Origin of the sequence: Formosa sp. L2A11, from assembly GCF_009796865.1 — a bacterium.
Lineage (GTDB): Bacteria > Bacteroidota > Bacteroidia > Flavobacteriales > Flavobacteriaceae > Formosa.
The window spans coordinates 3190894-3207272 of sequence record NZ_CP047028.1; the positions used below are offsets into that span (position 1 = coordinate 3190894).

Genomic DNA, 16379 nt, shown 5'->3' on the forward strand with positions numbered 1-16379 from the left:
TTTATTAAATTGTTTTATTCTGAATTGCTATAATTTATTTTGCTTTCTTCTTTCGTTTATATAAGAATAAATTCCACTTTTCTTCGGCAACACCATATTTATCCATTTCGGCTCTTGCCATTGTGAAAAACAAATCGGATAATCTGTTTACATAACTCATAATGTAATCTTCTACACATTCTGGATCTTCTTGCATTAAAGTAAATAATTGTCTCTCTCCTCGCCTGGTTTGTGTTCTACACACATGGCAAAGTGCAGATATTTCGTTGCCTCCTGGTAATAAAAAATAATCTGAAGGGGCACTTATATTCGCTTCCATTTCATCCATCCAATGTTCACAAAACTCGGGGCCATCTTCTGGTTTCGGATTCGGATTTTCTTTTTTAGAATCTGATGGTCTCGCTAAATGCGACATCATATTCATCATATCTTTTTGAACGCGATGTAAATTTGGTTGCCATTCGTGATCGTTTCCTAGTTTAGCACGCATTAATCCTATAGTAGAATTAACCTCATCTAAGGTTCCTATACATTCAATTCTTGCCGAATTTTTAAATGTTCGTTTTCCTCCAAAAACGCCTGTTGTACCTTTATCTCCTTTTCGTGTGTAAATTTTCATCCGTTGCTCGTTATTTCGTTAATCAATTGTTGTAAAAGTTCTGGTGTGCCAAAATAATGGTGCACATAAGACGCCATGACGTTCTTTTTCTTATATATTTTAGTTGAAGTTTTCACTCCTACAGCATTTGTAATTATTGAATTTAATTCAGTTTCATTATCATGTATTAAGGTTGAATAATGAAACTCGTGTCCTTTAAAAACAGGTTCATTTACTTTAGTTGTTCGGTAACCCAAATGCAGTTTTTTATCGGCTATAGAAGATTCAAAATTGAAATAATTCACCATTCTGAAAGCTTCGCTATTTTCTGATATAATAGCTTTTCCTAAATACATCATTCCGCCACATTCTGCATATATCTGTCCGTTATTCAATCCAAAATCATGAATACTTTGAAGCATAGTTGTATTGGCTGCTAATTCTTTTAAATATAATTCTGGATAACCGCCAGGAAAATAAATAAAATCGCAATCCGGAAGGACAGTATCGTGTAAAGGACTAAAAAATGAGACTACGCCTAAAGCTTCCATTGCTGCTATATTTTGAGGATAGATGAAGTTGAAAGCGTCATCTTTAGCAACTGCAAATTTTATATTCTTGTTTCCTGTTGATTTTTCCTCTGAAATAGGTTTAATTTCTACACTTTTAGAGGCTTCTAAAATAGCTTCATAATCAATGGTTTTATCTAATGCAGTAGCAATATCATCAATTAGCTTATCAAATTTTTCAATCTCTTGTATATTTAAACCTAAGTGTCTTGATGGAATTTCAATATGCTTTAAATTGGCTAAATACCCAAAACATGGCACATTAATATCGTCGCAAGCTTCTTTAAGCATTGTATAATGTCTTTCCGAACCTACGCGATTAAACACAACGCCCATTATTTCAACCTCTTTATCAAAATTCACAAAACCTTGAATAAGCGGCGCAACAGAATAAGCAACTGCTTTAGCATCAATAACCATTAAAACAGGTGTTTTCAATTTTTTAGCCATTTCGGCAGTGCTTCCTTTGTCTTTTTCAGCACCATCAAACAAGCCCATTACACCTTCTATGCAATTTATATCTGCAGGGGTTCCGTAGAAATTTAAAGATGCATTTATATCGTCTTCAGTCATCATAAATAAATCGAGATTCACTCCCACTTTATTACAAGCCAATTGATGAAACTTCGGATCTATATAATCGGGACCTACTTTAAATGGTTGTACAGTAATGTTCTTACGTTTAAATAGGCGCAATAAACCTAAAGTAAGCGTGGTTTTCCCAGCGTTACTACTTGGTGCCGATATGATGAGTTGTTTTATCATCCTTTGGTATGTATTGGAATTCCTGAAACCATAAAGTCTACTTTAGTCGCTTTTTTAGCGATATATTGATTCACTTTTCCTTGTAAATCGATAAATTGTCGTGTTGCTTTTTCCATAGGAATAACACCTAAACCAATTTCATTGGTAATCGCAATTACAATATTATTTTTCTCGCATAATACATTCCACTCTTTTACCACAAAGTCGTAACTTAACTCCGGATCGTATTTAAACTCATCCATAACGTTAGTTAACCAAAGTGTAATACAATCTATAAACAACACCTTATTAACGGTTTTAATTTTACTAAGATGCAAGGTTTCTTCAATCGTTGTCCAATTAGAAGTTCGTCTGATTTTATGAATTTCAACACGTTTACGAAATTCATCGTCCCAACATTTAGAGGTGGCTAAATACGTAGGTTTATCGTCTAAACTTAAAGCGATTTCTTCACCATATTCACTTTTACCAGAACGTTGTCCACCTGTAATAATATGTATTATTTTATCGCTCATTTTTAGTGATTAAAAGTTCGTAATCTGCATGAATACGTTTAGCAAAATCTGAAGCAATTCCGATTTTCACCATGCCTTTTTCTGCATCTATAATCTGCGTGTTTTGTATGCCTTTACAATAGGTTTGAAAAGCCAATACGGTATTTTCTAAATTACTATCTGCATTTAACTTACCATCTGTAATAATATGCAGATTATGACTAAAATCTACATCTGTAGAAAGTGCTTTTATATGTTTAAAACCTGCCGTTAAATTGGTTTTTCCTCCTGTTTTAAGTGTAGATAGCGCGACTTCAATATCATTTAAAATGGCTGTTCTCTGTAAAATATGTTGTGCTTCCCCATCGAATAAAGAGACGATAGAAAACTGTGTATTCTGATTTTTAGATTGTGTGGCTATTTTATCGACAGCACCTTTTGCATAGGCTATAATTTGATCTTTTAACATAGAACCACTAGAATCTATTAAAAAGATATGATGCTGTTTTAAAATCGTTTTTTTGCGTTTGTTTTTTATCTCAAACTTGTCTGTTGCTAAATACTGACTGACCGTTTTCTTTGTATCTGTTGTAGTAATATTTCCTACAGATGAGTTTATAGAATTCGTTCCATTATCAATAGTATTTGTTTCTGTATTTTTTAATTTCTGAAAATCGTTTTCAGGTCTTAGAATATGACTATTTTCTTCTTTGGGAGTCTTTCCGTCTGATGGAGATTCTTTTGGTTTCTCGTTTTCGTTTGGGTTTGGGTTTTGCTGATTCGGACTTTCATTTAATCGTCTGTGGTTTAACACAAAATCGGCAATTTTGTCTACATCTTCTTTTGTAACTTCTGATGCATTCAAATACGAAGCATACGCTCTTGCTGTCTTCAATAATAAAATATCTGCACGTAAACCTTCTACTTGATTTTGAATGGCTAATGTGCTACAATATTCAATAATAGAATCATTTATAAGAACCGACTTTAAATGCTGTTTAGCCGTTTCAATATGATTGGCTATATTTTGATCTTCACTTTTATAATGAGCAACAAACTCACTAGGATTATCATCAAACTGAAAACGTTGTTTTATAATTTGTTGGCGTACTTTAGCATCTGTAGGAGTCGTAATATTTACACTTAAACCAAAACGATCTTTAAGTTGTGGTCTTAAACTTCCTTCTTCAGGATTCATAGAACCTACTAAACAAAACCGACTTTTAAAGTAACGCGATACGCCTTCTCTTTCTAAATAATAGTTTCCAGAAGCAGCTGCATCTAATAAAATATCGGTAAGGTAATCTTGTAATAAATTCACCTCATCTACATACAAAACACCATTATGAGCTTGTGCCATTAACCCAAGATTGATGACTTCCTTTTTCGCATTAATCAGTTCTTCTAAATCTATACTACCAATAAGTCGATCTTCAGACACACCAATAGGCAAATTCACAAAAGGCAAATTTTCTTGATCGCTAATTAAGTTGGTTAACGATCTAATTAAAGTTGTTTTTCCCGTTCCTTTATCTCCAATAGCTAAAACACCACCAATAAGCGGATCGACCAAGTTTAAAATAAGAGCTAACTTAAAATCATCTTGACCAACAATGGCCGAAAACGGAAAATTTATATGTGTTTCACCTTGTCTCATAAAGCATCTATTCCATTATAAATCCAAACTATTCCTATTACTATAGATGCGGCTCCTGCAATAGCATTCATCCACTTAAAAATAGATAAATTACGTTCTAGAAACCGACTCATTACATAAATTAAAACATAACTATACACACCCATGGCTACAATAATACCTAAAGATTCTACTGCCAAAATAATAACTGCATCCTTAATTGTGGGACTACTTAATACCAATGCAGAAGTTAAAGCACCTCCTGTACCTGCCAGACCGTGTAACATACCAACCCAAAAGGATTTATTCATTGGGTTTACGGCAATTTCTTCTCCTTTGGTTCCGTGTAAATGTATCGGGTTTGAAAGTTCATGTTCGTGTTCTTCAATTTTTTTATGCGTTTTAACCATTTCGTTAATAGCATGATTTCTTCTAATAGCGACAATACCTAACCAAATCATAATAGGACCAACAGCTAATTCTGCATAAAAAGAAATATTATGTACCACTAAAGTGGCCATACTTTTAAAAATGAGAGCTGCTCCTCCAAAAATTAATAACGTCACAGAATGCCCCAAAGCCCATTGCGAAGCTTTAAAAATAGATTTAAAACTAATCTTCTTTTTATTTACAGCATTTTCTGTAGCTAAAACAGAAACTGCTGTAACATGGTCTGGCTCAAAAGAGTGTAAAATACCAGCCATTAAAGGTCTAATTAAAGAAGCTATCATTATTTTTTAATAAATTTAATACGTGTTCCGTTTTTATGAATTAAGTAAATCTCTAAGTCTACTTGTTTAATTTTTGTATGCGTGTGTTTATAGCAATGTGCTAATAACAATTGAAAGAAAGCCGAATTTTGTTCAAAGGCGAATAGCTCAATTAACCGTCCTGCCATATTTAGATCTTTAATTTTATCAGCGTCATTATAACCAACTTGTTGGGCTAAATCCACTACAAAATCTTTGTTCCAACTAGATACACAACTATGCGTATCTGTAATTCCGCCAGCTAATTTGACTGCCTTTCCTAGCATAATACCAATACTCATTTTTTTAATAGGCGACGTATTGATTTTATTCAGTGTTTCCCCTATCCAATTTCCATAATGGATAAAAGCATATTCTGGTAGATAATTAAATTTGTCTCCTAAAAACTTTTCGCTTCTGGCTCCAGAATTAATTACCAATTCTGTAATATTATTTGCAACGGCAACATCAACACCTTGCTCTATACTCGCAATGTATGATGACGATGAATACGGCTTTACAATACCTGTAGTTCCTAAAATGGAAATACCATTCATAATCCCAACACGTTCGTTAAGGGTCCGTTTGGCAATTTTTCTTCCATTTGTAACATAAACCGTTACCGAAACACCACATTCTAAATCGTAATCGTGTAATAATTTTTGAATGGCGCTGGTTATCATTTTCCGTGGCACCGGATTAATAGCTGGTTCGCCAATAGCTAATTCTAAGCCTTTAAGTGTAACTGTTCCCACACCTTCGCCAGCAATAAATTTTATATCTTTTTCTTGTGTTAATTCTAAAATACAACCTATTTCTGCACCATTAGTCACATCGGGATCGTCTCCCGCATCTTTAATTACCGAGCAGTTCGCTGTACTTTCTGTAAAACCACATTGATGAATAGGAATCTCTACTATTTTATCTACAGGCAAATGCACGTTAACTACTGTGTTTTTTTGCTGATGAATAATAGCCATTAAACCAGATTTTGCAGCCGCAGTAGCACAAGTACCCGTTGTAAATCCGTCTCTTAATGGTCCTTCAGGAACTTTTCTTAAACCCATAACGATGATGTATTGGTTAAAGAGTTTTGTAATTCCGTTTCACTAAATACCGATGTAAAGTATTCAGGTATTTTAGGTTGCTCGATAATGATAATTTGAGCATTTGTTTTTAAAGCCGCTTCAATTTTTGTGCTTAAGAACCCACTATTTCCTGTTTCTTTTGTTAAAAGAACGTTGATCTTATTGGTTGTAATTATGTCAATTTCTTTATCCAATTCCGCAGAGGGTAATCCTAAAATTAATTGATTTTTAGGGAAGTTACTTTCGTTAGCAATTGCTAAAGATTCTGGTCTGTTTAGTATTCTAAAATATGTTATATTTTTTTGCCACCAAGGTGCTAATCTTTTTATAGATTGTACACCTGTTAAGGCTAATAGTGTTTTGTTTTCTTGTAATAAATCTAAAGCTTCATCGTAAGTATGTACATAAGACACTAACGGATGTTCCTTTTTAGGAAGTAATTGTCTTCCAAAACGAATTACAGGTATTTGTAAACGTTCTGCAACCTCAGCAATTGTATAATGTAATAGTTCTGCAAACGGATGTGATGCATTTACAATGGTTTGTATGTTGCTTTCTATTAAATACCGTTCTAATTGTGTTTCATTTAAAGCACCATAACGATAACTTGCATGCTTAGTTTCATCAAAATTGATATTTGTTTTTGTAGAATACACGAAAGGCAATCCCATACTTTCTAATAAAGCGGCTGTTTTTTTTCCTTCTGTTGTGCCTCCAAAAACTAGTATCATTTTACTTTTATAATGTTTAATTATTACGATTCTCTTATTTATACTTTTTATTCGTTTTTGTTATGCTGATACTGATATCTCATAACGTTTTAAAATCTAGTGTGATTCTGAAACCAGTTCAGAATGACGTTCATTGCCCTATTAATTACTCTGTGACTACAAAGACTAATCATTTGTTTCCGTCACCCTGAATTTATTTCAGGGTCTCACTCAAATCAGTCTCTGTCAATCAAGATGTGATTCTGAAACAAGTTCAGAATGACGTTGATTATCTTATCAATTACTCTGTGACTACAAATTTCTTATTCGTTCTAAAAATGTGTTTCACATCTGGGCTGTATAATTGAGACCTATTTTTACGAGCGCCAATAGCATGACCAACGATAATTAATACCGTTCTTGTTTTTTTACTGTCTTTTACAATTTTTGCTAGATTTTCTAATTTTCCTTGATATATCTCTTCGTCTTTCCAAGAGATTCTGTACATCACTGCCACAGGCGTATCAGCATCAAAATGTTCTAATAATTGTGCTTCTACTTTTTTAGCAATTCCTACACTCAAAAAGATACACATAGTAGCATTTGTAGCGGCAAAAGCAGCAATACTTTCTTTTGGTGGCATTGGTGTTTTTCCTTCACCACGTGTTAAAACGATAGACTGTACTACTTCCGGAATCGTAAATTCTGATCTTAACGATGCAGCTGCTGCACTAAAAGATGAAATTCCTGGAACTATAAAATAATCCATTCCTAACTCATCAAAAATGGTCATTTGCTCTTGAATGGCTCCATATAAAGACGGATCGCCACATTGTAAACGCACAATAGCATTTCCCTTTTTATAGTGCTCTTGCATTAGAGAGACTTGCTCCTCTAACGTCATCATCGCCGAGTTTCTAACAACAGCGCCTGATTTACACCAATTGGTCATTTCTTCAGGAATTAAACTCCCTGCGTATAACACACAATCTGCTGCTTCTAAATAGTGTTTTCCTTTTACCGTGATTAATTCCTCATCACCTGGTCCTGCGCCAATAATTGCAATGGCTGTTTTTCGTTCTACGTTTACATCTACAGCGATAGAAAACGTAAATTTTTCACCGTTAACTAAATGAATCTTTTGTTTTTCAATCAGTACACTTTTGTTTCCTGATAACAACATTGCAGTCGATTCTGAAACACCATCAACTCCAATTTTAGATTGTACCATTTCACTTGGGTTTGGTACTGTAATTGTATCTATTTCTTCTGAAGTAAAAGTGCTAAACGGAATCGCGTTATTTGTACTGAAATCTAAATACGCTTGTTGGTTTCCTTTGATATCTATAGAACCGAAATTCTTAATTGCTGAAAAACGAATGTTTCTACTTTCTAATTCTTCCTTTAAATTGTTTTCAAATAAAGCGGCATCTAATTGTTTAGAACATCCCGATCCAACAGACAATACTTTTGGAATAAAATAAAGACTCGGAATACGTATTTCATACACTTTATAACTTACCACAATGCATAATTCGAATAGAGCGTAATCTATATCTGCTTCGTTATAAAAAACAGTGACAAAATCGGGAATCGTTTTTTCTAAATGTTGTGTGCCTTTATCTTTTATATCTAAAAGTAACGCAGTAGGTTTATTATTTACAAACAACGCCATGGTCTTGTTCATAGATAACGACGTTTCTACTTGCCAACTAAACTGACTTCCTAAAGTATCTAAAGGCCAAATATTTTGAACATCGCTTGAGGTAGAAATAATAGGTTTTGCTCCTAAAACTGTTGCAACTTTTAAAGCAAAATCATTTGCACCACCTTTATGTCCGCTTAATACAGATTGTACATTTACACCTAAATCATCTACAGAAATCACAGCCGGATCTGTATTCTTATCTTCAATATGAGATGCAATTAAACGCACACAAATACCTAAAGCCGTTACAAAACATATACCATCTAACTTCGAGAAATTATCATTTAGATAACTTGAAATTGAAGCAATGGTTGATACATTTTTATTAGAAGAACTTAAGGTGGTTACAACTAACGATTTTGGAAATTCTTGCTGAATAATAAGGGCTTTCTCAAGACCTTTTTCAGTAACTGCGATGATGGCTATTTTTTTCATTTATTACTTTTCTGCGGTGTGAATGCTAATTTTATTGTGATCGTTTAGCTGAATACTATTCGTGCTAATCGTATAATTTAAGTCTGTTAGTGTTTCTATAAATACAGAACTACTGGTTTCTCTTACGGCATTGGTTACAAAACGAACCAACGGATTTAATTGATAAACGGTTTCGATTAATTCTTTTAAGCGTCCGCCGTGTCCGCCAATAAAAACAACATCTGGCTTAGGGAAATCGTTTAAATTCAGATTAAAGAAATCGTCTATAACAATCTCAATACCTGGTGTGTTAAAACGTTCTGCATTTTGTTGAATAATGGTTTTGCATGCTGTACGCTTTTCAAAAGCAACTATTTTTAAATGCGGAAACTGTTGTTTCGCTTCAATAGCTACAGAACCTGTGCAAGCACCAATATCCCAAAACACACGTTTATTTTGCAATGCTAATGCGCTTATGGTACTTAATCGAATAGGCATTTTGGTAATCATATTTGCTCTATGCTCTAACGGAATAAAATCAGCGTCTGGAATACCAAAAGGCTTGTCTTTAGGTGTTATCTGTTTTAATAACACACAATTTAAAGGGTTATGTTTTTTGTTTGTACAAGTTGATAAATCGAGTTGTTCAATATGTTCTGTATCGCCATCTAAGGCTTCACCAATCGTAATTGAATAATTATCGAAACCATATTGCAATAGACGTTTCGCAATTGCAGCTGGTGTTTTTTTAGTATCGGTTAACACACCAATCAATTCATTTCTGTTGATTAATGCTTCATCTAAAGCCGACCAATCTCTACCGTGAACCGATATTGATTTTAAGTTATTATAATTCGTTTGTGTTTTATGACACAATAATTGAATGCTATTAAAATAAGGAAAAGCCTTTAACTGTGCCTTAGGCAATAAACGCTGTAATGTATTTCCGAAACCATAGAAAAAAGGATCTCCAGATGCAAAAACTACAATAGAAACATCGATCGTTTTGTATTGCTGAATTAACACATCCATTTTCCCTGAAATTTCAATCCACTTATGATTTTTAGGCAAGTAAGATTTTACTAATTCATAATGGCGTTTTCCTCCAGAAAAAACAGTTGATTTCTGTATTAATTGTAAGGCATCATCACTCCATTTGGGAGTAGTATGATTACTAATTCCAATTAAATAAAAATCGATATGTGTATGCGTTTCTTTCATTTACTCGATAATCGAGGTTTTAATTTATTATAATTTACACGTCATTCCGAATTTATTTCGGAATCTCATCCAGATAAAGCACCACTTATTAGGATGGGAACCTGAAACAAGTTCAGGTTGACGAAACTTTATGATTAATAACTCTCTTTTATAACCACATCATTTATATTCTTACGTTTTTCCCATTGCAAGCGTTCTAGTTCTGGATTCTCATAAAACTCATCTACGTGTCCTAAACACAAATAACCAATCAATTGTCTATCGTCAGGAGCATTTAAAATCGTTTTAATTTTACTCGGGTCTAAAATACTTACCCAACCTAAACCAACATCTAAAGCACGTGCCATTAACCACATATTCTGAATGGCACAAACCACAGAATACACGCCAGCTTCCTTCATTGTGGTTTGTCCTAAAATAGGATGTTCGCTTGGTTTATAAAAAACCGCAATATTTAAAGCAGATTCTATAATACCTTCCAATTTTAATTGGGTATAAGCATCTGCCCTTTTCTCTTTAAAAAGATGTTTTGCTTTTTCATTCTCTTCAAAAAAACTCTCTTTTATTTTATTTCTGATGTCTAAATCTTTTATCACCACAAATTCCCAAGGTTGAGAAAAACCAACAGAAGGTGCATTTACTCCAGCAAATAGAATTTTATCTATATTTTTTTGAGAAACAGGAGCATTTATAAACCGATTTCCTCTTACATCTCTGCGTGCAAGAATAATCTGTTCTAAAGTTTCTATATGATCTGGAGTGAATTTCATCAATTTAAGATTTAAAATATGTTGAAGCTTCCGGTAAGGTAAAAGCAGCATTTACAATAGCAGCAGCAACATTACTACCACCTCTGTTTCCTTCTATAATTACCCAATCGGTATTTTTAATTTGCGATAATTGTTCTTTAGATTCTAATACATTTACAAAACCAACAGGTACACCAACAATTCCAACAGGTTTAAACGAAGCGTTATCTCTTAATTGCTCTACAATTTCGAATAAAGCAGTAGGCGCATTACCGACGACATATAACGCATTCGGATACTTTTCAATCGCTTTTCTAATACCTGCTTGACTACGTGTTATATTTTCTGATTCCGCTAACTCTTGAGCATCTTCATCATTTAATAAACAATGAATTTGATTTCCGTATTCAGCAGTGAAAGCTTTTGTAATTCCTGCTTTTACCATCGTAACATCGGTAACAATTTCGCCTCCGTTTTTAAGATGATGATGCCAGTTTTCAATCGCTTTTGGTGTTGCCGAATAATGATTAAAATCTTCTAAAATCCCTGTAGTGTGAATCACTCGCGTCATTGCCCATTTATCGGCAATAGAAAACGGTAAATCGGTAATATGTTCGGTAACAATTCTAAAACTTTCTTGCTGAATTTCTTTACCTGTATGTGGTTTTCTGTTAAGGTAACCTCTAGGCGTTATTAAATAGTCTTTAAAACGATAGGTTTGTGAATTACCAATCATCACCAAACAAAACATATCTACATCTTCAGGGTTAAATTCGCCTAAAGTGGTAATTTTAAGTGCTTCTTCTGGGCGTGTTACGTGTCTTATAATCGCAACAGGCGTATCAGGAGAGCGTTCTGATAAGAATATTTTTTGCAATCTCCCCAATTGCCAATGTCTCTTCTGACTTTTCGGATTGTATAAACTCGTTACAAAATCTCCCATTGCAGCCGCTTTAATACGTTGCTCAATTTTTTTCCAAGGTGTCATTAAATCCGATAAGGAAATACAACAAAAATCGTGACCTAAAGGTGCTCCTAATTTACTTCCTGCAGCCAAAAACGCAGAAACTCCTGGTAGTGTTTCTAATTCAATATCAGTATGATTTTCTTTAGAAACCACTTCGTAAACAATAGCTGCCATGGCATAAATACTAGCATCTCCAGAGCCTATAACCACAACATATTTATCTTCTTTAGCCTTTTCAATCGCTTTATGTGCTCTTGCTTCTTCCTTACCTAAAGGCATAGAAATAAGTTCTGCATCTGCTTTAAAAAGAGATGCTCCAAATTGAAAATAATAGTCGTAACCAATAACTACATCTGCTTTTTGTAAAGCATGTTTAACTACGGGTAACATATAATTAATATCTCCAGGACCTAAGCCTGCTACAGTTATTTTCATTGGTTAATTTTTTTAATAATGATCAGAGAAAAATAAGGCGTTTCTCTTTGGTTTGCCGTTGCCCAACTGTTCGTGATAAATTGTTTATCGGTTCCTAAACGTTCGGCGTAGGTTATATTATGTTTTGTATGGTCTATTACTGAAGAAATAAGATCTACAACCGAAATGATTTTCATCAATACAACGGTGTCGAAATTATCGATAGCTTCTTGTAATTCTTCCTTTGTTTGAATACGAGGAATAACAACTACTTTTTCGTTTTGTAAGCATAACGGCATTTTACTTTCTGATGCCAAATGCAAGTATGAGCTAATCCCTGGAATTAAATCTATAGCTAAGTTATGTGCTTGTATTTTTTCTAATAAATACGAAAATGAGCTAAACGTGCTAATATCGCCTTCACTAACAATAGCAATGGATAACCCTTTATTATAGTCGGCTAATATTTGCTGGAATGTGGTTTCGTAAATTAGTTTGGCATCTACGCGTTCTAAATCCATTTTCAAATAAAATCCTTGTAGTTTTTCTGAATCTAAATTGTACTGATTTAAAATAGATAACGAATAACTAGATTTTACGCCATCTTTAAATAATGACCCTGGATAATATATTTTATCGGCGTTTTGTAACGTTTTTAATCCTTTTAATGTAATGAGATCGGCATCTCCAGGACCTAATGAAACACCGTGAATTTTTCCTGTTATCATATTCCTAAACCTTTTTTAATTTTAGTAAACACACTGCTTTTTTGTCCAACTTTTTCATCTTCTTCAAACAAAACACCTTTTACAGATAAATGATGTCCTATTTGTTCTTTTCCGACTTCAGACTCTAATCCAACAATTTGTTTTCTGTATTTACACAATTGGCAATTCATATTTGCCGTACCATTAATAGCTTCTTCCAAACGCTCATCAAAAGCTTTTAAAATCAACTCGTCACTCCCAAAGGCTTTGGTATACATATATTCGTGTGGCGAGGTTTCACTAAACGTCTTAATTTGATTATAAATACGTTCTAAAAGAATTCCTGTAAAAAAGAAAAACGGAATCGCAATGGTGCGTTTAAACTCCATTTTACTTGTTAATTCTAAACTCTTAGAAACATTAGGATAAGCTGTACCACTGTATGAAACGGTTGTAAAACCAAACCCCATACCTTCACCCAACATACATGCTAATTTATGCACATCGGAATTTGCATCTGTATCTGTTGTCCCTCTTCCTACAACCATTAAACACACGTCTTTTCTATCTATTGGTGCATGTTTACTTTCTTCTTCTAAAATTCTTTTCTGTGCTAATTCTAATAAAAAGGAATTTACACCAAGATGTTTTCCCATTTTTATGGTTAGATCTTTATAATAGCCCTGTATGGTATTCATTTCATACGGAATATCATTTTTTGCGTGTGCACCTGCAAAAAGAATAATTGGTAAGGCATAAATTTCACGAATCCCTTTCTGGTACATACGCTCTATAGAAGCCTCATAAACGGGATGGTTAAATTCTAAAAAACCATAATCTACTTCGTATTCTGTGTAGCGTGCTTGTAACTTAGCAACTAATTCTTTAAAAGCATCAGTCCCTGTTTTGGTTCTACTACCATGCCCGCAAAGTAAAATTCCTTTTTTCATTGTATTAATCGATTGGTTTTGCACCTATTAAAAAGACTACAGGCATTTGTAGCTCTTGTTTTTTTATATCGTTTTCTATATGTCCTAATGTTGAAGAAAATAAAACCTCATTCTCTCTAGAAACATTAGAAATAGCATTAATTGGAATATCTGGATTTCCACTAACTTCTATAAGCTTCGGAATAATTTTATCTAAACTTTTTAAGCCCATATAAAGCGCCAATGTATTGCCCGCATTAAGCATTTCGGCAATACCATTAAGTTGCGATGTAGAATAATCTGCGGTGTGTGCTGTACAAATTAAAATAGCATTAGAATGCCCACGTTCTGTAATAGGAATATTTGCTAAACTGGCTGCGGCTAATGCTGCAGAAATTCCTGGAACCACCGTAAAAGGCAATTTGTGTGCTTTTAAAAACCGAACCTCTTCGGCAGCACGACCATAAACATAAGGATCTCCAGATTTTAAACGCACCACATTATCGCCCATTTCACAATGCGATTTTAATAATTCGTTTATTTTATTTTGGCGCGCTTGCGGATTCTCTTTATCTCCAAATTTTCTCCCTACATAAATGTGTTCTGCATTGGTATTAATGGCCATTATTTCATCGGAAATTAAATTATCGTGTAAAATAACGTCCGCATTATTAATTGCATTAAATGCTTTTAAGGTTAGCAGGTTTTTATTACCAGGACCAGCACCTACAATATGTATTTCGGGTAATTTATCTTTTGAAAAAATGGATTCTGGATTTGCAAATTGATATTCAAAATTTAGTAGTTTTTTAGATTTTGAGTTATCTATAATTTTAAAACGCTCTGCTGTTGAAGTTTCAAAAACAGGAACTTCCAAATTTAATTGAATAGCTGCGTTTTTATAAAAGTCTTTACGTTTTGGGTGAATATCTGCACATCCATTTATTGTTTCACCAAAACAATCTTGTTCTAAAATAGCTTCTATTAAACCAATGGCATCTTTTTGATGAATTAGATTTACAGGTACATTCGGATTTTTTAATTGTTTTTTATGAGCAAGGAATCGACCAGGATGCCGTTTCGGACCAATTAAACCCGCTAAACGTAAAATAGCGACATTCTGACTGCCAAAATGATCTTTTAGCAACTGTTCCGCTTCTATTAAGGCCATACCAGATGCTTTTTCTGGCTCACAAGTAACCGTTTCATCTATACTTGCGTTTATGTTTTGATATACAGACGTTGAACTCACAAAAACAACTTTTGTAGTTTTAGGCGTATGCTTTATAATTTGTGCTATTTGAAGCGGATGAATAGTTTCTATATTATCAATACGCTTTGGTGGAAAGTTGATAATAAGTGTTGAGGCTTCATGTATAAAAGCATCCCAATCTCCGATAATATTATCTTGTTCTATTTTTATTCTAGATGTTTGAAATGCATATTGGCTTAACGATTTCAAGTTATCTAAAGCTGAAGTACTGCCACTAATTGAATACCCACTTTTTTGCAGTTGCAATGCTAATGGTAAACCCAACCAACCTAATCCTAAAACAGCTATATGCTTGTTCATAACTGTGCGAGATCTAAAGTTAGATTTTGAAGCTGAATTTTTGTACAATATTTCCAGGCTTCATTATGGATAGAATCAAATTCAATATTCCCTAAAGTTTCCCCGAATTTATTTTTAAAGCGAATACCTACTTGCTCCGTTTCTTTTTGATAAAAATATTCTGTTATAGAAATTTTTGATTGTAATAATTCTTCTTTCTCTTTTGGAACAGCTGCAATAATTAACGCCATACAACCTATTTTGGTTTCCAACTCAAGCGTAAATGCTTTTGTATAGTTTACAGCAGTAACGTCTTTAAACGGAATTGGTTTTTCACTAGTCACAGAAAGCGTCACCCCTTTTGGGTGTTCTAACAGATATAAAAATAATGGGTATAAATATTGATCGGAACTAAAACCACGAGTAATAAGGCAATCTCCTAATTCCTCATCTGTTTTAAACATAAAAGGTTTCGGTTTTATTGGTGCAATTTCCTTACTAGAAACCTGTGCGTCCCAACCTTCTTTAAACAATAATTCCGTTTCTAACGGACAATCATTATTTATGTGTCCTTTAACAATATGAGTAATTTTTTCTGGAGTAAGTTCTTTGTACCAAAACTCTCCAGGATGCACAATACAGGTTGGTGCATCTTCACATCTTCCGTTACACCTGGTTTTAATAGTGTGCGTATTATTCCAATGTTCATTATTACGTAAATAAGCTCGAGCTTCTCTTACAACTTTTTCGCTACCGGCTTTTTGACAAGAACCGCCGTCACAAAAGAAAAAAGTATGCGTAGTATTGGCTATATTTTTCCCCATCTATTATTTATAATTATGGGAAAAGCAGAGAAGAAAGTCTAAAAAGTAAGACCATCAAACACTTCAACTTTTATCCCGAAAGTTTAAATTATGTTTTTTCTTTAGGCAGGTCTTCTGACTCACTCTATTTTTAACCGCCTTCCCGTTCTTTAGAACAGTGGCTTTAGTTGTTAAAAACTTTTTAGAGTTTACAGCTGCGGGAACAGTCTTGGATTCTCACCAAATTCCCTTTTAATTCTATCCTTTTAAATAAAAGGATTTGAAACCAAAAGCATTACAAATATA

Annotated in this window: 15 protein-coding genes and 1 riboswitch; all 15 genes read right to left on the reverse strand. The window is 33.7% G+C overall.

The window, feature by feature from the left end; all coding sequences use genetic code 11:
• Window positions 1-34: 34 nt before the first annotated feature.
• The 15 genes from GQR95_RS14080 to GQR95_RS14150 all read right to left on the reverse strand — a co-directional run bounded on the left by GQR95_RS14080 (window position 35) and on the right by GQR95_RS14150 (window position 16094).
• Complete coding sequence (locus GQR95_RS14080) at window positions 35-619, reverse strand: cob(I)yrinic acid a,c-diamide adenosyltransferase (RefSeq protein WP_159023760.1); 585 nt, start codon at window positions 617-619, stop codon at window positions 35-37.
• On the reverse strand, window positions 616-1932 hold the full coding sequence (locus GQR95_RS14085) for a cobyrinate a,c-diamide synthase (RefSeq protein WP_159023761.1): 1317 nt from the start codon (window positions 1930-1932) through the stop codon (window positions 616-618). The genes GQR95_RS14080 and GQR95_RS14085 overlap by 4 nt, the downstream gene beginning before the upstream one ends.
• A complete protein-coding gene (locus tag GQR95_RS14090; protein ID WP_159023762.1) occupies window positions 1929-2447 on the reverse strand; it encodes a bifunctional adenosylcobinamide kinase/adenosylcobinamide-phosphate guanylyltransferase in 519 nt (172 codons plus the stop codon). The genes GQR95_RS14085 and GQR95_RS14090 overlap by 4 nt, the downstream gene beginning before the upstream one ends.
• Window positions 2437-4083, reverse strand: a complete 1647-nt coding sequence (locus tag GQR95_RS14095) for an AAA family ATPase (protein ID WP_159023763.1) — start codon at window positions 4081-4083, stop codon at window positions 2437-2439. Before GQR95_RS14095 ends, GQR95_RS14090 begins: the two co-directional genes overlap by 11 nt.
• Window positions 4080-4793: a hypothetical protein gene (locus GQR95_RS14100; protein ID WP_159023764.1), complete on the reverse strand. Its 714-nt coding sequence runs from the start codon at window positions 4791-4793 to the stop codon at window positions 4080-4082. Before GQR95_RS14100 ends, GQR95_RS14095 begins: the two co-directional genes overlap by 4 nt.
• A complete protein-coding gene (cbiD, locus tag GQR95_RS14105; RefSeq protein WP_159023765.1) occupies window positions 4793-5878 on the reverse strand; it encodes a cobalt-precorrin-5B (C(1))-methyltransferase CbiD in 1086 nt (361 codons plus the stop codon). The genes GQR95_RS14100 and cbiD overlap by 1 nt, the downstream gene beginning before the upstream one ends.
• Entirely contained in the window at window positions 5869-6630 is a 762-nt protein-coding gene (locus GQR95_RS14110) for a precorrin-6A/cobalt-precorrin-6A reductase (protein ID WP_159023766.1), read from the reverse strand. The genes cbiD and GQR95_RS14110 overlap by 10 nt, the downstream gene beginning before the upstream one ends.
• Window positions 6631-6910: 280 nt before the next feature.
• Window positions 6911-8752, reverse strand: coding sequence for a precorrin-4 C(11)-methyltransferase (cobM, locus tag GQR95_RS14115; RefSeq protein WP_159023767.1), 1842 nt, complete (start codon window positions 8750-8752; stop codon window positions 6911-6913).
• Window positions 8753-8755: 3 nt separating this feature from the next.
• Complete coding sequence (cbiE, locus tag GQR95_RS14120; RefSeq protein ID WP_159023768.1) at window positions 8756-9952, reverse strand: precorrin-6y C5,15-methyltransferase (decarboxylating) subunit CbiE; 1197 nt, start codon at window positions 9950-9952, stop codon at window positions 8756-8758.
• 134 nt (window positions 9953-10086) lie between these two features.
• Complete coding sequence (gene bluB, locus GQR95_RS14125) at window positions 10087-10722, reverse strand: 5,6-dimethylbenzimidazole synthase (RefSeq protein WP_159023769.1); 636 nt, start codon at window positions 10720-10722, stop codon at window positions 10087-10089.
• Between the two features lie 4 nt (window positions 10723-10726).
• A complete protein-coding gene (gene cobJ / locus GQR95_RS14130; protein ID WP_159023770.1) occupies window positions 10727-12103 on the reverse strand; it encodes a precorrin-3B C(17)-methyltransferase in 1377 nt (458 codons plus the stop codon).
• Entirely contained in the window at window positions 12100-12810 is a 711-nt protein-coding gene (cobI, locus tag GQR95_RS14135; protein ID WP_159023771.1) for a precorrin-2 C(20)-methyltransferase, read from the reverse strand. The genes cobJ and cobI overlap by 4 nt, the downstream gene beginning before the upstream one ends.
• Window positions 12807-13739: a sirohydrochlorin chelatase gene (locus GQR95_RS14140; protein ID WP_159023772.1), complete on the reverse strand. Its 933-nt coding sequence runs from the start codon at window positions 13737-13739 to the stop codon at window positions 12807-12809. The genes cobI and GQR95_RS14140 overlap by 4 nt, the downstream gene beginning before the upstream one ends.
• Window positions 13740-13743: 4 nt before the next feature.
• Window positions 13744-15291, reverse strand: coding sequence for a uroporphyrinogen-III C-methyltransferase (cobA, locus tag GQR95_RS14145; RefSeq protein WP_159023773.1), 1548 nt, complete (start codon window positions 15289-15291; stop codon window positions 13744-13746).
• Entirely contained in the window at window positions 15288-16094 is an 807-nt protein-coding gene (locus tag GQR95_RS14150; protein WP_159023774.1) for a ferredoxin, read from the reverse strand. The genes cobA and GQR95_RS14150 overlap by 4 nt, the downstream gene beginning before the upstream one ends.
• Before the next feature lie 86 nt (window positions 16095-16180).
• Window positions 16181-16379: riboswitch (cobalamin riboswitch) on the reverse strand.